12 protein-coding genes are annotated in these 20,619 nt (G+C 60.6%); 6 read left to right on the top strand and 6 right to left on the bottom strand.

The annotated features are described in order from the left end of the window. Window positions 1-36: 36 nt before the first annotated feature. Complete coding sequence (locus ACILSO_RS20750) at window positions 37-2,793, top strand: phosphoenolpyruvate carboxylase (RefSeq protein ID WP_395739367.1); 2,757 nt, start codon at window positions 37-39, stop codon at window positions 2,791-2,793. Between the two features lie 26 nt (window positions 2,794-2,819). Here ACILSO_RS20750 and ACILSO_RS20745 read toward each other — a convergent pair whose 3' ends face one another. The 4 genes from ACILSO_RS20745 to ACILSO_RS20730 form a co-directional block, all read right to left on the bottom strand. Beyond that, window positions 2,820-4,217, bottom strand: a complete 1,398-nt coding sequence (locus tag ACILSO_RS20745) for a hypothetical protein (RefSeq protein WP_395739366.1) — start codon at window positions 4,215-4,217, stop codon at window positions 2,820-2,822. A gap of 78 nt (window positions 4,218-4,295) precedes the next feature. Continuing rightward, a complete protein-coding gene (locus tag ACILSO_RS20740; protein ID WP_395739365.1) occupies window positions 4,296-5,399 on the bottom strand; it encodes a hypothetical protein in 1,104 nt (367 codons plus the stop codon). A 48-nt stretch (window positions 5,400-5,447) separates the two neighbouring features. Continuing rightward, window positions 5,448-6,290 (bottom strand): AraC family transcriptional regulator, encoded by an 843-nt coding sequence (locus tag ACILSO_RS20735; protein WP_395739364.1) that lies wholly within the window; start codon window positions 6,288-6,290, stop codon window positions 5,448-5,450. Next, a complete protein-coding gene (locus ACILSO_RS20730) occupies window positions 6,287-7,405 on the bottom strand; it encodes a hypothetical protein (RefSeq protein WP_395739363.1) in 1,119 nt (372 codons plus the stop codon). Before ACILSO_RS20730 ends, ACILSO_RS20735 begins: the two co-directional genes overlap by 4 nt. 276 nt (window positions 7,406-7,681) lie before the next feature. Between ACILSO_RS20730 and ACILSO_RS20725 the strand changes: the two genes are divergently transcribed. Beyond that, window positions 7,682-11,971, top strand: coding sequence for a PVC-type heme-binding CxxCH protein (locus ACILSO_RS20725; protein ID WP_395739362.1), 4,290 nt, complete (start codon window positions 7,682-7,684; stop codon window positions 11,969-11,971). Window positions 11,972-12,021: 50 nt separating this feature from the next. Then, window positions 12,022-13,242, top strand: a complete 1,221-nt coding sequence (locus tag ACILSO_RS20720; protein ID WP_395739361.1) for a nucleoside monophosphate kinase — start codon at window positions 12,022-12,024, stop codon at window positions 13,240-13,242. 36 nt (window positions 13,243-13,278) lie between these two features. Here the strand turns inward: ACILSO_RS20720 and ACILSO_RS20715 are convergent, their stop codons facing one another. Next, a complete protein-coding gene (locus ACILSO_RS20715; protein ID WP_395739360.1) occupies window positions 13,279-16,314 on the bottom strand; it encodes a kelch repeat-containing protein in 3,036 nt (1,011 codons plus the stop codon). Between the two features lie 275 nt (window positions 16,315-16,589). On the opposite strand from ACILSO_RS20715, the gene ACILSO_RS20710 reads away from it, so the two are divergent. From ACILSO_RS20710 to ACILSO_RS20700, 3 genes are read left to right on the top strand one after another with little or no spacing between them, the layout of a single operon-like run. Further along, entirely contained in the window at window positions 16,590-17,192 is a 603-nt protein-coding gene (locus tag ACILSO_RS20710) for an MFS transporter (RefSeq protein WP_395739359.1), read from the top strand. Between the two features lie 26 nt (window positions 17,193-17,218). Beyond that, on the top strand, window positions 17,219-19,240 hold the full coding sequence (locus ACILSO_RS20705) for a prolyl oligopeptidase family serine peptidase (RefSeq protein WP_395739358.1): 2,022 nt from the start codon (window positions 17,219-17,221) through the stop codon (window positions 19,238-19,240). An 11-nt stretch (window positions 19,241-19,251) separates the two neighbouring features. Continuing rightward, window positions 19,252-20,028, top strand: coding sequence for a formylglycine-generating enzyme family protein (locus ACILSO_RS20700; RefSeq protein ID WP_395739357.1), 777 nt, complete (start codon window positions 19,252-19,254; stop codon window positions 20,026-20,028). Window positions 20,029-20,169: 141 nt separating this feature from the next. Here ACILSO_RS20700 and ACILSO_RS20695 read toward each other — a convergent pair whose 3' ends face one another. Next, window positions 20,170-20,580: a hypothetical protein gene (locus ACILSO_RS20695; RefSeq protein WP_395739356.1), complete on the bottom strand. Its 411-nt coding sequence runs from the start codon at window positions 20,578-20,580 to the stop codon at window positions 20,170-20,172. Window positions 20,581-20,619: the final 39 nt, after the last annotated feature.

Raw genomic sequence — 20,619 nt, 5'->3', positions numbered from 1 at the left:
TCCTTCCTGCTTTGACCTGTCAGCTCCAGCCCACCCATGTCCGAAACTCCCACGCAAAACCTCCGCACCCACGGCTTTCAACTTCTCGAAGACGACCTGCGCTACCTGATGGAGGCTTTTTCCGCCGTGCTCAAGCAACTGGGGGAGCCCGAACTGGCCACCAGCCTGCCGTGGATTGGCACCGGGGTGCCGCAAAAAACGAACCGTTCCCTCGGGCAGGCCTATTCCATCGCCTTTCAGATGCTCAATGTGGTGGAGGAGCGGGCAGCCTCTCAAATCCGCCGCCTGCGTGAGAAAAAGAGCGGCCCGGAGGCGGAAAAGGGGCTGTGGGCGGACTACTTGAAGCAGCTGCGCACGCTGGGACTTAAGGAGAGTGACATCCTGGCCGCCATGCGGGACGTGTGCGTGGAGCCGGTGCTGACAGCTCACCCCACAGAGGCCAAGCGTGAGACGGTGCGTGAACTGCACCGCGAGATCTACAGCCTCATGAACCGCCATGAGAACGCAGCCTACACCCCGCGTGAGCAGGCTCGTCTGCAAAGCCAGCTGCGCACCCAGTTGGAAAATCTCTGGCGCACCGGTGAGATCCACGTGACGCGCCCGAGCATCGAGGCCGAACTGCAGAACGCCTTATACTACCTGCGGGATGTGTTTCCCGAGGCGCTGGCCCGCGCCCACACGCACCTGCGCGAGGCCTGGCAGGCCAATGGCTACAACACCGCGGAGATCGATGAACTGCCTCCCCTGCTCCGCTTTGGCTCGTGGATCGGCGGCGACCGCGACGGCCACCCCTTCGTCACGGCGGACGTCACGCGCCACGCGCTGGTGGCGCTGCGCAAAAACGCCCTGCGCGTGCAGCGCCGTGCGCTGGAATCGCTGGCCTTTCATCTACCGCTGAGTTCGCTCTTTCAGATCACGCCGCCGCTGCTCACGGAACTGATCACCACCCTCACGACTCAGCTGAAAGCCGAGCCCTGCGTCGATCTGGCCTACATTTTGGAGCGCAACAAGGAGGAACCGTGGCGGGCGGCCGTGTACCTGATGCGGGCCAAGGTGCTGCTGGCCATGGAAAAGCCCGCATCCCCTGCCGCATATGTACAGCCACATGAACTGCGAGCCGACATTGACACGCTTGCCAAGACACTGCTTGAAGTGGGAGACAAGGCGGTGGTGGAGGAGCAGATCGTGCCGTTCCGCCGCAACCTGAATGCGTTCGGATTCCACTCGGCGGCGCTCGATGTGCGACAAAACTCGGCCTTCCATGAGAAGGCGCTGGATCAGCTTCTGCGTGCCGCCGGGCTGCTGGATGGCGGCTCGTTCATTGACTGGAGCATTGAGAAAAAGCGTGCCTTGATCGACCGCGAGCTGACTTCGCCGCGGCCCTTCCTGGCCCCGGGCATTTCCGCCGGCCACGAGGCTGATACCGTGATCGCCTGTCATCGTGTGCTGGCGGATCACCGCGCACAGTTTGGCAATGCGGGGCTTGGCTCGCTCATTGTTTCGATGACACGCTGCGTGGAAGATCTGCTCGTCGTGTTCCTGCTCGCACGTGAGGCCGGGCTAATGCAATGGAGCGAGGAAGGCCTGGTGTGCCCGCTGCCGGTGGTGCCGTTGTTTGAAACCATGGGCGACCTCGAAGCGGGGCCGGGCATCGTCGATGCCTTCCTGTCTCATCCGGTGGTGAAACGCAGCCTCAAGGCCCAGACTAACCATGGCAGCGCCCCGGTGTTTCAGGTGATGGTCGGGTATTCCGACTCCAACAAGGACTGCGGCATCGTCGCCAGCCAGTGCGCCCTGCATCGCGCGCAGCGGGAGCTGTCTGACACGATTCACAGCCACGGGGCGCGGCCCATCTTTTTCCATGGCCGAGGCGGCACAGTGGGCCGTGGGGCGGGTCCCACGCACTGGTTCATGGAGGCGCTGCCCCACGGTTCTCTGAGCGGCGGCATGCGCATGACCGAACAGGGGGAAACCATCGCGCAGAAATACGCGCACATCGGCTCCGCAGTTTACAATGCCGAACTCCTCATCGCCTCCGCCACGGCGGCGACGGTGCGGCATCGGGGCTCCGAGTCTCACGCGCATCCGGAACTGGAGGTGCTGTTTGACAAGCTCGCCGCTGACAGCCGCGATGCGTATCGCGCCTTCCTGCATGCACCGGATTTCATCAAGTTCTACCGGCAGGCCACGCCGATCGATGCGTTGGAAAATTCACGCATCGGCTCACGCCCGGCTCGCCGCACAGGGCAGGCCTCCATCGATGATTTGCGTGCGATTCCATGGGTGTTCTCATGGACGCAGTCGCGCTTTTATCTGCCCGGTTGGTTTGGTGCCGGAAGTGCGCTGAACAAACTGAAGGCGGATGATCCGAAGGGATTTGAAACTCTCGCCACGGCCCTGCCTGAGTCCGCCTTCCTGCGCTACGTCCTCACCAACATCGAAAGCTCGCTGGTCAGCGCCAACACCGACCTGATGCGCGCCTACGCGGGCCTGGTGGAAGACACCGTGATACGGGATCGATTCCTCAACATGATCCTCGCTGAATATGAGGCCACGCGCCGCATCATCGACGAGCTTTTTCATGGCACCTTTGCAGAACGGCGCCCTCGCCTGGCCTACACGCTGAACATTCGCGAAGAACCGCTGAAGGTGCTGCACCATCAGCAGATCGCTTTGCTGAGGGAGTGGCGCGCGCTGGTGGCCGCAGACAAAACGGAAGCCGCCGATGCCATGGTGACGGATCTGCTGATCTCGATCAATGCCATCGCGTCGGGTCTGCGCACCACGGGTTAAGAAAGGCGCGCGCAGCTCTGCGAAACTCACCTTGGGGGAGCTTCGCTGCCACCAGCGGGCATGAGCGCGGGCACGTCCAGTGCGTGCAGTTCGCGGCCAAACTGGTCGCTTTCCGAAACAACGAGAATCGTGCCGCCGAGCACGGCCTCGACATTGGTTGAGCGATTGAAGGTGGCCAGCCTCAGGCTGCCGTCCTCCGTGCCGTCCGTGATCCACAGGTCGGTGCCGGACTTGGCATTTTTGCGCTGAGCCAGCGCGCGGCCATCGGCCAGCGGGAAAAGGTCGAAGATATCCGCATCTTCATCGCCGAGGGCGATGTCCGTGACGAGGTGGGTGCCGCTCTTGGTGCCGTCGGTCACCCAAAGCTCCATCCCATGCACGCCGTCATCCATGGTGAAGTAGAGCCGGTCCCGCGCGAGCACAGGTGTCGCGCGACGGTCTTGGTGCTGAGAGAAGGGAGCGCCTTTGTAGGGATCGCTCTCCCAGATGGCCGCGGTGCCTGCCGCCGTGCCGTCGCTGGTCCACAAGGCACAGCCCCGCGTCATATCCTCTGCCAGAAGAAGAGCACGATCCCCCACTCGGCCGATCCAGTGGAAAGGAAGCGCCGGCATGGACCATTCGAAGGCCGCGAGTTTGGCCACGGATTTCCCATCGGTATGCCAAAACTCGATGGGGCGTTTGCTTCCATTTGGAATTATCAGCACTCCGTTTGGCAGAGAAAGAAGCTGATGAAAACCGTCGTCGTTTTCAAAGTGCGGCAAGCCCTTGAGCTTCAGCTTCTTCGTTCCGGCGCGGGTGCCATCGATGCTCCAGAAGGCTTTGCCATCGAGGTCCAGCTTGAGCATGGCTCCCTTCAGCATAGCGCCATCCGTGTAGTCCTCCCAGCCATCAAACGGGACGGCGATGGTTTCGGTCTTGCCGGTGTGGAGATTGAGCGCCACGAGGCCATGACCTTCGTAGTCGCCGTGGAGGGAGAGGACCAAACGGTCTCCGATGAGGAAGGGTTTGTAGATATCGCACACATCCTTGCCATCTTCGGAGATGGGGCGTGTGCCGGCCTCGGTGCCATCCGTGACCCACACGCGGCTGCCTTTTCCGAGTCCCGCATTCGGCCCCTGGAAATAGAGGCGGTCTTCAAACACGAAAGGATTGTCGAAACGCGAGCCGCGCTCCTGCCAGGGAATATCCTTGATGCGTTGCGTGCCTGCCGTACTGCCGTCTGAACGATAGAGCGCGGCCACCGATTTGCCGCCCTCATCATGTCCTGAGACAAACCAGACGTGATCTCCCCACACAAAGAAGTCAAAGTAACCGGCGCTTTCACGGCCCGGATTCAGATCGGCGACGAGACGCAATGGTGTGGGTTCCTCTGCGGCAAGGAATGATGTCAGCAAGATTCCGATGCCAAAAAATGAGCGCCACATGGTGACTATGTAATGAATGCCGGGCGGGCGCGTCAATGAGAGAAAAGCGAACTGGCAAGCCCGCGGAAAGCACCTTTCTCAATGATGCTTCCACGAAGAACCGACGATCCGCTTGCCTAGCAAGGTGGAATAGGCCAGCGCGAAGGGCAGCAACAGCCAGCCCAGCCACCAGAACTCCACATCCCGATGAATGAGGCCAAGCAGCAGGGAGCAGATGACCGGGGCGAGCAGCCCGGCCCAGTAGGGGGGCTGCACAAAGAAGACCTCCGCCTGCGCCACCACGTGATGCCACCAACCGGGCGGCACAGTGCCACCGACGGGACGCAGGATGATCAGGCTGCTGCCTTCTTCGTCTCCCTGTGAGACGTGGGCCTTGCGACACTCATGGGAGGCATGCGCGCTCAGCGCTGTGGAGACCAGCGCAAGCGCGGCGAGCGCCAGGCTTGCTGAGAGGCTCACGTTCACCATGGGAATGGTGATCTGCTCGTTTTCATAAGCATAGCGGCAGGCGGCGTAGAGGCTGCCCACGGAATCCGTGGCCTGCGTCCAGGCCTGGGCTTTCAGGCGGATGCGGTTTTCGATGTCTGTGGCGCTGAAGGGCTCGTCATGATGATCCGCCTCCGCTCGCACCGGCATGATCTCCCACGCGGCTTTGCCAGACGCAGGGTGCCTGCTTTTCTCTGCGTTTGTCAGTTTGATGGCATAGGGTTTCCTGCGGTGCAGATCTGAATTCTCCCCGACGAGGATGGTGATCTCATAGAGTGGGACAACACTGCCGGCAGGCGGCGGAGCCAGCTCTTTGAACGAGTGATGACTGGCGCGAAACCTGAGCCAGCCGCCGCTGGGCAGCGACAGACGATGCACCGGCGGATCATAATCCGCCTTTGTCTTGGACAAAAATACCGCGAGAGAATCCACCTCCAAAGCCGTGGCTCCCATGGTGAATCCGCGCTCCATGTCCGCGGCGAGTTTGTCCGAAACGGATTCATCGAACTCGCTGTCGTCATGGCGCACATCTCCGGTGGTGGCGGTCAGCAGGCGGTGCGTGACGTAGAGCTTCTCCAGGTCCACCATGTCGTTTGTCTGCTGATGACGGCTGCTCGAAAAGGAGACACAGAGCACGACGATCAGCGCCTGGGTGAGCAGGTTGCTGCGGATGCTTTCTGCCAAGTCGGTTTGCATAAAAAGAATGCAGACTAGGAGGTAAATTTAAAACTGGCAAGCAAGTGTTCAACGCGCAACGCCGCGATATTCGCCCGGAGCCACTCCGACCCAACGCCTGAACACACGCGAGAAGATGGCGGCATTGGCGTAGCCCACATTGGCAGCCACGACTTCCAGCTTGTCGTTGCCGGCCTCCAGAAAGCGGCGTGCCTGCTCCATGCGCAGGCAGGTGAGGTGCTGCATGGGGCTGCGGCCCAGCTCCCGCATGCACAGGCGGCGCAGGTGCTCCGGGCTGCAGTGGCTGCGGTGCGCGAGTTCGGCGAGCGTCCAGTCGCGCATCAGGTCTTTCTCAACATCCGCCCAAAGTTTTGCCACGCGTGGCTCGCGGCTGCGCCAGGGCTGCGCGATGCGGCGGATGGTGGCATGCAGCAGCTCCAGCCAGTGATGCAGCAGGCGCGGCTCGCGCTCCCCTTCCCATTCGGCGCGCGCGCCGGAAATGATGCGCGCGATTTCATCGGCATGCGCCGTGGGCATGACCGGTGAAGACGCACCGACCACCGGTGTGACAAAGCTCGGCTCATCGTAACGCACCCAAGCGAAGCACCAGCGCTCGCGGCCGCATGCCTCAAAGGCGTTCAGCACGCGCGGCGGGGCCAGGCAGACCATGCCGGGCTTCACGCGCTGCCAGCGGCCATCGAGAAGGATCGAGCCTTCGCCGCTGACGCAGGCCAGAACGAAGCTGCCCTGCGGGCTCATCCGCACGCGGCGGTAGGGTGGCAGTGCCTCATCCATGCCAAAGCGTGCGATGCGGTGTGTCGTCATCTCCACGCACTCCCGCGCCTCCACCACCCAGCGCCGGGTGCGCGGGCCGTCGAGCGTTGTTTCGGTGAGGTCTTTGGTCGCACTCATGGGTTCACTTTCATCAGATCACCGTCCTTGCCGATGTTGTCGGGCTGGTTGTTTGAGAGCAAACCTTTCACATCGCCCTCGTCGTCGTATTGCCAAATGCGCACGGGGCCGAAGGTGACTGCTGAGACTTTCCAAGGAGCCGGACCGGCCCAATCGGGCAGCCATACGCCAAGGCTGAGCTGGGCGGCGATGCATGGGACAAATTTGGTGTTTTCGCCGATGAGCTTGCCATCGATCCAATGCTTTGCGACCAGGCCCTGATGCACGGCGTAGCGATTGGGGCCGAGCTTCTTCAAGCAGTTGCCCCAATAGCTGGAGAAAGGATATTTGAGATCGCGCACCCAGAAGCGGCCTTCGTGTTCGAGGACCTGGTCGTCGCGGAGGTCTTTCAGCTCCACGAGCGTGGTGCGCCATTCGGTGGTGTAGGTGTGGAATTTGCCGTCGGCCACCTGCACTGGGAGCACGCGGCTGTCGGTCTTCTTGTGGAGGAAGGTGTTGTAGAGGCCGTGGTCAAAGTCGCCTTTTTTGCCGAGTTCGCAGAAGTCGAGCTCGGACCAGTAGTAGGCATTGCCGCGCCCGTATTCCTGTAAATAGGGCTGGTAGAGTGGGTTCTCCTTCACATAGCCGTCTGACAGCTCGGATTTGACACGTGTGTTCCAACCCGCAAAGACCCAGATGGCTGGAATGGTGCCGATGGGGCGGGCGGGATCTGCCGGACCGTCTTCGCGCTTTTCCGTGCCACCGACGCGCATGGAAACTTCGTAGCGACCGGAGGCAAAGAAGGCCTTGCTGACGATGACGCCGCCCACGCGATCGCCGCGATTCCACAGGCCTTTGACGGGGCCGCCGTATTTCTCGCCATGGGCTTCGCAGACGAGGACTTTGTGCTTGGTGCCGTCGGCGGCGGATTCTTCCTGCACGCATACGTTTTCAGGCACGACACCGTGGTGGCCATTGCCCCAGTAGCGGCGCATGACGTACCATTTGGAGGAGTCGATGCCTGCGGACCAATCCTCATCGAGCGCGAGGACCGCGCCGTCTTTGAGAGGAGGGAGTTCTGCGTGGATGGGCAGGAGCGGGAGAAGGACGCAGAGGTGGAGCAGGCGGAGACTCATGGGGAGGGACAGTAGGCACGGAAGGCGGGATGTCATGTGGCGGCGTGACCGACCTTTGCATTCGATACATCCTGACAGAGAAGCTTTGAAGGAGCTGTGGGTTTGGGGTGCGGCTTGAGCGAGGACGAGTTCGAGTAGGAGTCTCCTTCGACGATGAATTTTGGTTTCGTGACCCCGGAGTGAACTCCCGACTGATCCTGGAGGTGCATTTCGGGCATGACACCGTGCATGCCATCCTGCTAGCCTGCGATTATCCACCCGTAATTCCTTCCAACCATGAAGCGCATCCTCTCCCTGCTCCTCCTCGCCACCGCACTCCATGCGGAGCCGGTTTCTCTCTTTGATGGCAAAACCCTCGACGGCTGGGACTTTGATCCGAAAATCTGGCGGGTGGAGGATGGCATGATCACCGGCGGCTCCACCACGGAGAAGATCAAGGAGAACCATTTCATCTGCACCAAGAAGAACTACGCGAACTTTGAGCTGAAGCTCAAGATCAAGGTCAGCGGCGATCCCAAAACTGGCATGCTCAACAGCGGCATTCAGATCCGCAGCCTGCGCGTGCCAGGCGGTGCTCACATGACCGGCTACCAGGTGGACTGCGGAGCGGGCTGGTTTGGCAAGATTTACGATGAGTTCCGCCGCAACAAGGTTATCTGGGCTCCCACGCCGGAGCAGCAGGCTGCGCTGGACAAGGCGGTGGATGTTTTTGGCTGGAATGAGTACCGCATTCGCGCAGAGGGGCCGCGCATTCAGACGTGGATCAATGGCGTGCTGTGCATTGACTACACCGAGACGGACAAGAACATCGCGCTGGACGGGCTGATCGGGCCGCAGGTGCACAGCGGGGGTGTTTGCCTGGTGCAGGTGAAAGACGTGACGATCGAAGAACTGCCGCCGACGCCCGATGCGCCAACCTGGGAGAAGCTGGGCGGAGTGGATGCCGCGCGCAAGCTGGTGGCTCCGCCAGCCAAGCCACAGGCTGATGCCGCTGCACCCACGAAGCGCGACATCAGCTACAACAACGTGCAGGGCAGCGCGCTCACGGCACAGGAGCAGCTGAAGAAATTTCATGTGGCCGATGGCTATGAGATTGAGCTCGTGGTGCAGGAGAGCGATGGCGTGGGCAAATTCGTCAGCGTTTACTTCGATCAGCGAGGGCGAATGTGGACGCAGACCGCCTTTGAATATCCGGTGGATGCGAATGAGAACCCCGCCGCCGCGGAGGCCGTGTATGCGGCCCGGGGCAAGGACAAGGTGCTCGTCTATCCGCGGGAGTCGGTGAATGCGCCGATTCCCGCGGGTGGACTCACCAATCCGACGGTGTTTGCCGACGGACTGGCGATCCCGCTGGGCATTCTTCCCTGGGGCAATGGAGACAGCTGCTACGTGCTCCACGGGCATGATCTGCTGCTGATGAAGGACACGAACAACGATGGCAAGGCGGACCAGCGTGAAGTCATCCTGACGGGCTTCGGTGTGCAGGATTCGCATTTGTTTCCGCATCAGTTTACCCGTGCGCCGGGCGGCTGGATCTGGATGGCGCAGGGACTTTTCAACAACAGCAAGGTGCACAAGCCGGGGAGCGATGTGGTGGTGGATTATCCGAAGTGCGGCATGGCGCGCATGCGCCCGGATGGCAGCGAGTTTGAGATGACGAGCGTGGGGCCAAACAACATCTGGGGCTTGGTGATGACAGGCGAAGGTGAGACCTTCATCCAGGAGGCGAACGATTACGGCTACCCCATCATGCCCTTCCATGAGTATGCCTACTATCCCGGTGGCATGGAGGCCCTGAAGAAGAGCTACCAGCCGGACTTTCCGCCTGCGGCTGAGTTTCGCATGGGAGGCACGGGGCTGAGCGGGCTGGCGCTGATGGAGGGTGGTGTGGTGCCGGGATCTCCGGAGCCGGCTAAAGCCGGTACTACCATACAAAAGCCGGACCTGACCATGGCGGTGGCGAATCCGATTATCTCGAAGGTGCAGACTATTGGAATGCATCGCGATGGGGCGTACTGGAAGCTCGAACAGCTCACGGATCTCCTCACCTGCGACGATCCGTTTTTCCGGCCAGTTGGGCTGACGAATGGACCGGATGGCTGCATTTACATCGTCGATTGGTACAACAAGATCATCTCCCACAATGAGGTGCCGCGTGCGCATCCGGACCGGGATAAAACGCGGGGGAGAATCTGGCGGGTGAAACCGAAGGGTGCGAAAGGCGAAGTCCCAGACTTCACGAATCTCGGCAGCGATGAACTTAGCACATCTCTCAAAGACGGCCCTATCGGCAGGAGGCATCTTGCCTGGCAGACGCTGGTGGATCGCAAGGCGCTTCCCGCCACTCACTGGGCATCTTCTGAATACGCCTTCCCTGCTGAGAGCGTCCGGCTTCGCATGCTTGGGCGAAGCCTGTCCATTGAAAACATCGGCGAGCTCCTTTCCTACGCCAAGCCCTCCCTTCCCGGTCCTCTTGGCCAAAGTTCGCGCGGCGCCAAGCAGATCCCGGTGCGGGAGGCGTATGATCGTGAGTTTGAGCGATTCCTTGTGCGCCTGTTTTTGGAAAGGCAGCCTGATGTCGTGGCGAAGTTTCTGGATTCGGACGCTGCGGCGAAACTTCCCGTCGAGGCGGGGGTGCTGGCCTCGCTTGCGCTTGAGCCAAAGGCCAGCGCCTCACGTGTGGCAAAGCTGCTGCCACAGCTTGACCGTGCGCCGAATGATGAGGAGCTGCTGAGGCTCGCTCAATTCCCGGATGAAGCGGGATGTGGCGATGCGCTCAAGGCCTTGCTGGCGAATCCGAAGTCACGGGCTGCCGTCGTTGAAAAGCTGCTGGCTCACAGCACCAAACTTGAGCCGGCGAAGATCGCGCCCTTTCTCAAGGATGCGGCGAGAGCGTTGCTGAAGGCGACCACGTTCTCAAAGGATGCCGCGATCCAGACTTCTGCGCGCACTGTGATTCGCCTCCGGGTGCGTGACCAGGATGCGTTCAAGGACGCACTGCAACTGATCAGCCGCTTCAATCTGGCCGAAGTGGAGGCCGAACTCGTTGCAGCATTGAAAGAGACGGCCGACAAAAACGGCCTCAAGGATATGAGGCTTCCGATGGATGATGCCACTGCCCTCCTAGGATCCGAACCGGACAGCATTGGCTTTGCGCTCGCAGCGCTGGCGGAGATGAAGAGTGATGCCAGCGACCTCTTTCTCGCGCTGACAAAGGCGCCTTATAATCAGATTAGCGTCAGTGCGATTGTGGCTCTGGCTTCGTCGAAGAATCCGAAGGCACCGGGGCAGTATCTGCAGATTTACAGCTCCATCGAGCCTGCCGTACGACGTCCGACCTTAAGTATTCTGTCCAGCTCCAAGACCGGTGCTAAAGCCATCGTTGGCGCATTGCTCGACAAGTCACTGCCGCAGGCGGATCTCGATGGCCCCACGGTCGAGCGGCTTGCCACGGTGCTGGGCGCTGATCCCGCATTGGAAAAGCTGCAGCAGCAACTGGGGGGAGTTTTCCGCGAGGTGCTGCTGCTGGATGGCGAGGAGACGGCCTGGGTGGACTCCAAGATCACACTCGACGGACCTTACACGGTGGAGACGTGGGTGCGGCTTGCGCCTGGAATTGGCAATCAGGACGATCTTCTCGGCGTGCCTGGAGGGTGCGAAATGAATTTCTTCCAGTCGAAGTTTCGTGTGTTTGGCGGTCCTCAATTGCATGACGTGGTCGTCGCCACCAAACCCATGACGCCGGACCTGTGGACGCACATCGCCGTGACGCGCGATGCGCAGGGCATCTGCCGCATTTACCAAAACGGTGAACTCGATGCCACCGCCAGCAAGCCCGCGCCGCTGAAATGGGAGAACTGCCGCATCGGCTGGAGCGGCCCCAAAGGAGGGACCGAGGGAGTAATGACGGAGTTCCGCGTGTGGAACCGCGAACGCACCGCACAGGAGATCCGCGCGAACTTTGACCGCATTGTGGTACCGAACACGGCCGGCGCCTCTCTGGTCTTCTCATCCGCAGAAAAGCTCAAGGCGGAACTGAAGAACGCGTATGGCAAAGGTGCGCGGATTGCCAAGACAATCGACACGCCGCCGCTGCTTACTGAAGAACAGGCAAAAGCGCTGGATGCGAAATTTGAGCGCTTCACCGCGCTGGCGCCGAAGGGCAATGCGGCCAATGGCAAAGCGCTGAGTGCGCTGTGCATGGCCTGCCACCAGATTGGCAATGCAGGCGGGCAGATCGGCCCGAACCTCAGTGGCGCTGGCGCGATGGGGCTGGAGGCGGTGCTGCGCAACATTCTGACGCCGAACGCTGCGATGGAGCCGGGCTACCGCATCTACCGTGTGGAAATGAAAAACGGCGACCTGATCGATGCCTTTTTTGTCAGCGAGGACAAGGACGCCACTGTCATCCGCCAGCCCGGGCTGCCAGACCGGAGGCTGGAGAAAAAGGAGATTCGCAGCACCAAGTTCATTCGGCGCTCCCTAATGCCCGAGGGGTTGCTCGACGCCCTGCAAGATCAGCAGGTAGCGGATTTGCTGGCCTATCTGATGACGTTGAAGGGCTAAAGGATGTTTGACAGACCCGCGTGAAGTCGCCGATAGGCGGTCAACCCCGAATGCAGCCTTCTCAACAAGATCCCGCCACCAAACCCGCCGCTCCGGCGGATTTGGAAATCAAAGATGCCCAGCTGATTTTTAACCACGTCTGGAAGCAGCTGGAGGCTGACTATGGCCGTGAGAACCTGCGGTTTCCCAAGGAGCTGATCCTGCTGGGCGGGGCGCCTGGCGCGGGCAAGGGCACGAACACAGACTTCATTCGCCGCGTGCGTGGCATCACCGCGGAGCCGATCGTGGTCAGTGCACTGCTGGACAGCCCGGAGGCGCAGAAGCTCAAGTCGCAAGGCGGCATGGTGGGCGACCGCGAGGTGGTGGGAATCCTCATTCGCAAGCTGCTGGAGCCCGAGCAGCAGAACGGCGCGATCCTGGACGGATTTCCCCGCACCAAGGTGCAGGTGGAGTGCCTCAAGATGTTGTTTGATGAAATGATCCGACTGCGCCGTGACTTTTCAGAGACGCCGGACGCCGCGCATTTCAAGCAGCCCATTTTCCACATCATGGTGTTGTTTGTGGACGAGGCGGAAAGCATCGCCCGCCAGCTCAAGCGCGGGCGCGAAGTACTGGAGCACAATGAGGAAGTGCGCAGTTCAGGCCTGGGAGAGCTCTGGGAGGAGCGGAACACGGACTTCAATCCCGCACTAGCGCGCAACCGCTACAAGGTCTTCAAAGAGAAAACGTACGATGCGCTGGTCTCGCTGAAGGAGATTTTCCATTATCACTTCATCAATGCGCAGGCCCCGCTGGCGCAGGTGCAGGACAACATCATCCGCGAGCTGGAGTACCAAAGCTCGCTCGAACTCGATCCGCGCACGTTTGACCAGCTCCGCGATCTGCCGCTGGCGAGCGAGATCGTGCGGCATGCGCGTCAGGATCTGGTGCGACGGCTGGACAGCTACAAGGTGGAGAAGCCGGAGCTGATGCAGGCGGTGGTGACCTTCATCCAGGACAAGATGATGCCCATCATCGTGCGTCATGCGATCTCGGGCCGAGCGGACATCAACACGGAGGACAAGCTTTTCCACGATCCCGAAGCTCTGGCCATGCTCATCGACATCTTTTCCGAGCGCGGCTACCACGCCACGGCGGATCTGCACCGGATTGAAATTCCGGAGCGCTTTGATCTGCAGACGGGTCAGATTTTCTGCCGCAAGAAGAAGGTCTTCCGTTTCCGCATCATCTTCAGAGGGTCCGAAATTCGACGCGGGCAGGTCATGGCGTAGAGACCGCCGCCAAGCCATGGCCTTGGCGCTGGTGGGTTAATTCCGTTGGTATAGATAAAGCGTTCGGGATGGGGAATAGCGAGCGCCGTCGGAGTAGTTGCCCGGGCTGCCCCCCCAGAGGATCATCTCTGTGCCTGACCATACCGCCGTGTTATCGCCACGCGCAGTGAGCCCTGAACTGGACAACGGCACCCAGGCGTCAGACGTGGGCGAGTAGCTGGCTCCGGTGGAGAGATACGAGCCGCCAAAGCCGCCCCAGACAAGCATCCGGTCTCCCGTCCACACAGCAGGGTGATTGGCACGGACGCTGGGAGCATTGGTGGTGGGCAGAGTCACCCAGGTGTTGGTAGTGGGGTTGTAGCGGGCACCATCGCCCCAGTAGGTTCCGCTGTAGCCTCCCCACAGGATCATTTCAGTGCCGGTCCAAACGACTACTGGAAGGGCCCGGCCAGCCGGCACATTGGTGCTGGAGATGGAGCTCCAGCTGTTCGTCGTGGGATTGTAACGAAACCCGTCATTCAAATAAACACCACCTGCTGCCTGCCCACCCCACAGAATCATTTCAGTGCCAGTCCACACGGCGACATGCTGTGTACGGGCAGACGGCGCCCCCGTCGTGGACATGGCGGTCCAGGTGTCGGTGGAGGGATTGTAACGGGCACCGTTGCCCAAAGGCGTGCCGCCGTTGGTCGCCCCACCCCAGACGATCATTTCAGTGCCGGTCCACACAGCGGAGTTTTGCGTGCGGGCACTCGGAGCATTGGTGGTTGTGGTGGCCACCCACACATCGGTGGTGGGATTGTAGCGACCGCCGGTGTTGTAATGGACGGAGACACCATCATTGCCACCCCACACGATCATCTCGGTGCCGGTCCACACCCCGCGCTGTTTATAACGCGCAAAAGGCGCATTGGTCGTGGAGGTGGCGGTCCAGGTGTTTGTTGTCGGATTGTAGCGTCCGCCCGTGTTCAGGACGCCACTGCCGTTCTGCCCGCCCCAGACAATCATCTGAGTGCCGGTCCAGACTGCGTTGTGATAGGCTCTGCCGGCGGCTGCTCCCGTCGTTGACGTAGCGGCCCAGGACTCAGTCACGGCGACGGAGGCCTGGCCAAGCTTGGTGTAACCGGCGGCCGTGAGGCTGTCTGAATTGGAATCTGTGGACATGACCACGCCGCCGCTGGCAACGGCGCTTTGATTGTCGGCGGCCAGATTGGAGGCGGCCGCTCCGCTGGCAAGGCTTGCACCTGTGATGCCTGTCAAAGCCGAGCCATTGGCATGAACAACGCCGGTGAGGTAGGTATCCGTCTGCGTGACGCCATCGCCGAGGCGGATGATGTTTGACTCCCCGGCCACGCCTGAATGACCGATGTGAATGTTATTGTCCCCTGTGGTCAGATTCTGGCCTGCGCGCCTGCCCATGGCGATGTTGTTTCCGCCGGTCGTGTTGTTGTTGAGCGCCTGCCATCCGATCGCGGTGTTGCTTGAACCGGTGGTGTTAAGCTGGAGTGCTGTGTATCCCATGGCGGTGTTGCCTCCACCGGTGTCATTGCTGAAGAGCGTGTAGGCTCCACTCGACGTGTTTTGATTGCCCGTGGTGTTGGTGGTCAAGGCATTGAATCCGTCTGCCGTGTTTTCCAGTCCGGTGGTATTGGCATCCAGGGCGCCGCTGCCGACGGCCACGTTCTTGCGTCCTGTGGTGTTGGCGGCGAGGGTGTTGGAGCCCAGTGCGGCATTGTCTCCTCCGGTCATGGTAAAGTTCCCTGAGTTTTTGCCGGCGAAGACGTTATTGGTGCCAAAGGTTTGCAGCAGGCTGCTGCCATTCTGGGTGATGACCCCCACGGTGCCGCTGGCCGTCGTCGTCGGGAGACTGAGACCTCCTGAAATGGCGGTGGTACCCGCCAGGGTGAGACCCGAAGCCAGCTGGGTGCTGCCCACCGCACCCGAGGCTATCTGGGTGCTCGTCACACTGTTCGCGGCCAAAACAATGCCCGTGAGGCCGGAGCCATCGCCATGCACCACGCCTGTCAGATAGGTGTGGAAATGGGTGCCGCCGGTGCCGATGCGGATGGTGCCGGACTCCCCGGCCACACCGGTGTTGCCAATGTCGATGTTATTGCTTCCGGTGGTAAGACTCTGGCCGGCGCGACTGCCCAGCGCGATGTTGCTGCCGCCCGTGGTATTGGCGGAAAGCGCCTGCCAGCCGAAGGCCGTATTGGAATTGCCGCTGGTGGTGGCAATGAGGGCCTGATAGCCGGCGGCCGTGTTATTGCTGGCCAGATTGTTTTGCAATGCATAGGACCCCACGGCGGTGTTCTGGCTTCCGGTGACGTTGTTGTTCAGGGCGTCAAAGCCAAAGGCGGTGTTGTTGGAAGCCGTGGTATTAAACTTGAGGGACTCATAGCCGCCGGCTGTGTTGTTGCTGCCTGTGGTGTTGCTGAAGAGGGAGTAATTTCCGCTGGCGATGTTCCAGCTTCCCGAGGTGAGGGAGGGCAGCGTGTTGTTCCCGGAGGCCAGGTTGTCGGAACCGGTCTGCGTGAAGTTCCCGGAGTTCAAGCCGGAGAAGAGACTGCCGGGGCCAAAGGTATGAATCAGCGGCAAACCATTTTGCTGGATGACACCGCTGGTGGCGCTGGTGGTGGTGGAAAGGCTGACACCTGCGGCCACCATTGCGTAGCCCACGGCAGCAATGCGCTGATCTGGCGTGAGGAGCTGAAAGCCGCTCACACCATCGCTGAACCACACGCGCAGGCACACATCGGCATTGCCAAACACAGCCACCGGGATGGTGGTCATGTTTGGCAGCGTGGTGTTTCCCAGAAGCACGGAGTAGAGTCCCTGGGTGACATTGAGCGGGACTGCAGCCGCGGGCTGGCTGCCTGCGGTGCTGGTGCCATCATTGCTCCAGTACGTGGTGCTGCCATCGGTATTGACCAGGGCAAATTTAAACTGGCCGGAACCATTGAAGTTCGCGGTGCCGACTGCGATGCGGCCTTGGTAGCTGATCAATTGGGGCACCTGGGCCAATAAAGGCGCGGCCAGGAACAAGGCGAACAAGGCAGAAATGAGTTTCATGCTGGAATAAGGATACGGCGGCAGGCCTAATCGGCAGCCCGAAATCGAGCCGACTGAGGAAAACCTTTAGGTTAGAAGCGAGGGTAACGACATCCACAAACGCTCACGGGTCAAACATATTGCACCTTCATTCGGAGTAGCGCCTATGCCCACGTCCGTCGGCATCGCGATCGTCATCTGCCTCACTGATAACGAATGCACGCCGCGTTTTGACTGGCGATACTTCGGGGGCGCCACTTGCGCTGTCGCGTGGCAGCCGCTAGTCATGCGCCCTCATGTCCACCATCGTAGTTGCTCAAAAGAATGGCGTCGCCTGCATTGGCGCGGATACGCTCAGCTGTCTCGGTTCGCTGCGGCAAAAAGCGCAGCATGTCGTCAATAAGACGAAGATCACGAAGATCGGCGACACTCACATCGGTCTCACGGGGACTTCGGCGAGCCTGGTGGTGATGAACAGTTACTTTTCCAATCCGGAAAGGCCGCGGGATTTTTCCTCCTGCGAGGCGATCTTTGAGACTTTCCGGCATTCGCATGCCTGGCTGAAGGTGGAGTACTTCATGTCCGCCATGCCGGACAAAGGGGAGGAGTATGAAACGACGCAGTTCTACGGACTGCTGGCGAATCCGCACGGGATCTTTGCCATCTACTCGTACCGCTCGGCGCAGCAGTTTCATAAGTTCTGGGCCGCAGGCTCGGGGCGTGATTATGCGCTGGGGGCGATGCAGACTGCGTATGACCAGTGCAAGACCGCCGAGGAGGTCGTGCGTGCGGGGCTGGAAGCCGCAGCTGAATTTGACAGCGCCACGAGCGCGCCGTTTGAGATCCACAATGTGCCGCTGATCGGCGCTGAGAAACCGAAAACTAAGCGCAAGAAATAGCAGCCCAATCTCTTCTTCTCCAACCCATGAAGCGTCTTTTTCTCCCCTTCCTAGCTCTGAGCGCAGCCCTGGCCGATGGCCCCAAGGATAACTCCGCCGAGAATGTGCGTCCCGTGCCGCCTCCGGGTGTGGCGGTGCCGGATGCGGATCGCGGCCGACTCACGGAGGGCTTGGGCAAACTGCGCACGGCTATCGATGAGGCGGCGAAGGCGCAGGCGAAGAATCCGCAGCTGGCGGATCTGCTGCCGGATATCGAGATCTATCACAAGGCGGTGGACTGGGCGCTGCGCTACAATGAGGTGCACAAGCTGGGAGAGCTGAAGAGCGCGGATGAACTGCTGGCGGAAGGCCTGCAGCGCGCGGAGCAGTTCAAGGGCGGGCAGACACCGTGGACGAAGCAGAAGGGGCTGGTGGTGCGCGCGTATCGGTCCAAGATCGATGGCTCGGTGCAGCCCTATGGCATGGTGATTCCTGAGAGCTATGTGGGTGCGCCGGTGCGCATGGACATCTGGTGCCATGGCCGCGGTGAGACGCTGAGCGAACTGGCTTTCCTGGATCAGCGCCGCAAGCAGGTGGGGCAGATCACGCCAAAGGGTGCGCTGGTGCTACATGCCTATGGACGCTACTGCTGCGCGAACAAATTCGCGGGTGAGATTGACCTGATGGAAGCGATTGATCATGCGAGCAAGTTTTACGCGGTGGATGAAGATCGCGTGATCGTGCGCGGTTTCAGCATGGGCGGCGCGGCGGCCTGGCAGTTTGCGGTGAACTATGCGGACAAGTGGTGCGCGGCCAGCCCGGGTGCGGGTTTCTCCGAGACGCCGGAGTTTCTCGGCGGCTTTCAGAATGAGGATGTGAGCGGTGCGCCGTGGTATCAGCAGAAGCTGTGGCACTGGTACAATGCCACGGACAATGCGCTGAATTTGGAAAACTGCCCGACGGTGGCTTACAGCGGCGAGATCGACAAACAGAAGCAGGCGGCGGACATGATGGAGAAGGCGCTGCGCGGAGAGAACGTGGACCTGCTGCACATCATCGGACCGCAGACGGCGCACAAGATGCATCCGGATTCGCTCATTGAGATCGAGAAGCGGCTGGCGAGTATTGCAGCGATTGGAAGGAATCGTATGCCGAAGGAGGTGCATCTTTCCACGTGGTTCCTGCGCTACAATCACATGTTCTGGGTGAAGGTGGACGCGCTGGAGGAGCACTGGGTGCGTGGCCGCATTCATGCGCGCATCACGGGGCCGTCTGAGGTCACCATCAAGCTGCAGAACATCAGCGCCTTCACTTTGGACATGCCTTCGGGTCATTGCCCGATGCCGCTGCTGTTTAAGCCGGTGGTGAGCATCGACGGGCAGTTGCTGGAAGTGACGCGGCCAAAGCTGGACCGCTCCTGGCTGGTGCATTTCGAGATGAAGAATGGCAAGTGGACGCAGTCGCTGGACAATGAGGGGGAGGGCAAGCTGATCAAGAAGCATGGCCTGGAAGGTCCCATCGATGACGCATTCATGGACAAGTTCCTGTTTGTGAAGCCGACGAAGGCTGGAGTAAGCGAGAAGGTGGACGCGTGGGCGAAGGCGGAGCTGGAGCGCGCGCAGTTTGAGTGGCGCAGGCAGTTCCGTGGCGATGCGCCGACGAAGGATGACACGGCCATCAATGATGCAGACATCGCCGCGAACAACCTGGTGCTGTGGGGAGATCCGCAGAGCAATGCGGTGCTGGCAAAGATCGCCGACAAGCTGCCCGTGCAGTGGAGCAAGGACAAGCTGGTGGCCAATGGCAAGACCTATGACGCCGCCACGAATGCGCCGGTGCTCATTTATCCGAATCCGCTGAACCCCACGAAGTATGTGGTGATCAACAGCAGCTTCACCTATCGCGAGTATGACTACCTCAACAATGCACGCCAGGTGGCCAAGCTGCCGGACTGGGCGGTGATCGACCTCAACAAGCCGAAGACCAGCCAGGCTCCCGGCGGCATCAGCGATGCGGGATTCTTTGGCGAGAACTGGGAATGGAAGGCAGCCCCTGCCCCGAAGAAGTAAGCAAGCACTTCATGCACCGCGCGCGCACCGCTTTTGCCTTTGCCTGCCTGCTGCTGACGCATTTCGCCAGCGGGCAGGAGGCCAAAGCCAAGATTGAAACGGCGTTTACGAACAGCCTGGAGATGCCGTTTGTGCGCGTGGCGAGCATCGGCGGCGTGCTGGTGTGCCGCTATGAGACGCGGGTGAAGGACTACCAGCCTTTTGCCAGCGCTACGGGTGTGGAGTGGAGGAAGCCTGACTTTCCGCAGACGCCGGAGCATCCGGCCATCAATGTGAGCTTTGCGGAGGCGCAGGCTTTTTGTGAATGGCTGGGCAAGAAGGAGGGGCGAAAGTATCGGCTGCTGACGGATGAGGAGTGGAGCGTGCTGGCGGGGCTGAAGGAAGATCCGAAGATCGCGCCGAAGGAGCAGCCGCCCAGCACGGGTGTGCACCACTGGGGCACAGGGCCGCTGACGAAGGATGTGGGCAACTTCTGCGATGAGGCCTTCGGCAAAAAGTATCGCAATAGCTATGACGCCAAATGGCTGGAGGTGGATGACGGCCATGCCGACACTGCGCCGGTGGGCAGCTACCCTGCGGATGCGAACGGGCTCCATGACTTCGCCGGGAACGTGTGGGAGTGGGTGAATGGATGGTATGATCCGCCGAACAACACGCTTAGGATCGTGCGCGGTGGAGCTTTCAGAGCGGGCAGTGAGAAGCGGCTGCTGGCTTCGTTTCGCGGGCCGGACCCGTATAACGTGCACCTGGACAGCGTGGGGTTTCGGGTGGTGTGTGAGAAGGAGTGAGCGAGGTGGTGGTGCACCGGAGTTTTGCACCGCAAAGATTTGGAGAACGCAGAGGCGGATGCGGAGGCCGGATTTGGAACCACTAATCGGACACTCATGGAACACTAATTCCGGACCGTTCCGGAGTCTGAATAAAGAGCATCAGCGGTTAGAGTCGGATGGCTGGCGCAAGAATTCGATGTCAGTGAGTCCCTCTGGCCACTGGTGATGAAAGCGTGCAATCTCGTTGTCGGATTCGTCGTAAACCTCAATGCGGTGGGTGAAATTTCCGGCGCTAAGGCATTGAGAAAAGTCTTTTAGAAGTTTCAAGGCGCGTTCTTTGGAGCCTTCAAATCCGCCACCGAAAAGAAAGCATCCTGACTGGCCGGAATCCATGTCGAGGTCGATGTCTTGATCGCTTGGAGTGGTGAGATAGTTGGTGCCGTCATAGCCTGACTGCCGCAACTCGATCCGCCACGAACATGGCTCAAGAGCACGCATGACAGCCCGCAGTCCGGCTTCCGAGATGAACTGGCCGTAGTAGGAGAAGGTCTGGTGGTCAGGAGCACTCACGTGGTGTTTGGAACTTTAACACAAGCGGGTCAGTGGAAG

The sequence above is a fragment of the Prosthecobacter sp. genome (assembly GCF_044226605.1).
Classification (GTDB): Bacteria; Verrucomicrobiota; Verrucomicrobiia; order Verrucomicrobiales; family Verrucomicrobiaceae; genus Prosthecobacter.
The sequence above is the reverse complement of the archived record's forward strand: the minus strand, read 5'-3'. Positions and strand labels throughout refer to the sequence as shown.

Excerpts from the sequence above, each read along its gene's own strand:
- ACILSO_RS20750 (WP_395739367.1), top strand. The coding sequence starts at position 37 with ATGTCCGAAACTCCCACGCAAAACCTCCGCACCCACGGCTTTCAACTT.
- ACILSO_RS20740 (WP_395739365.1), bottom strand. The coding sequence starts at position 5,399 with ATGCAAACCGACTTGGCAGAAAGCATCCGCAGCAACCTGCTCACCCAG.
- ACILSO_RS20720 (WP_395739361.1), top strand. The coding sequence starts at position 12,022 with ATGCAGCCTTCTCAACAAGATCCCGCCACCAAACCCGCCGCTCCGGCG.
- ACILSO_RS20745 (WP_395739366.1), bottom strand. The coding sequence starts at position 4,217 with ATGTGGCGCTCATTTTTTGGCATCGGAATCTTGCTGACATCATTCCTT.
- ACILSO_RS20735 (WP_395739364.1), bottom strand. The coding sequence starts at position 6,290 with ATGAGTGCGACCAAAGACCTCACCGAAACAACGCTCGACGGCCCGCGC.
- ACILSO_RS20700 (WP_395739357.1), top strand. The coding sequence starts at position 19,252 with ATGCACCGCGCGCGCACCGCTTTTGCCTTTGCCTGCCTGCTGCTGACG.
- ACILSO_RS20725 (WP_395739362.1), top strand. The coding sequence starts at position 7,682 with ATGAAGCGCATCCTCTCCCTGCTCCTCCTCGCCACCGCACTCCATGCG.
- ACILSO_RS20715 (WP_395739360.1), bottom strand. The coding sequence starts at position 16,314 with ATGAAACTCATTTCTGCCTTGTTCGCCTTGTTCCTGGCCGCGCCTTTA.
- ACILSO_RS20730 (WP_395739363.1), bottom strand. The coding sequence starts at position 7,405 with ATGAGTCTCCGCCTGCTCCACCTCTGCGTCCTTCTCCCGCTCCTGCCC.
- ACILSO_RS20710 (WP_395739359.1), top strand. The coding sequence starts at position 16,590 with ATGTCCACCATCGTAGTTGCTCAAAAGAATGGCGTCGCCTGCATTGGC.
- ACILSO_RS20705 (WP_395739358.1), top strand. The coding sequence starts at position 17,219 with ATGAAGCGTCTTTTTCTCCCCTTCCTAGCTCTGAGCGCAGCCCTGGCC.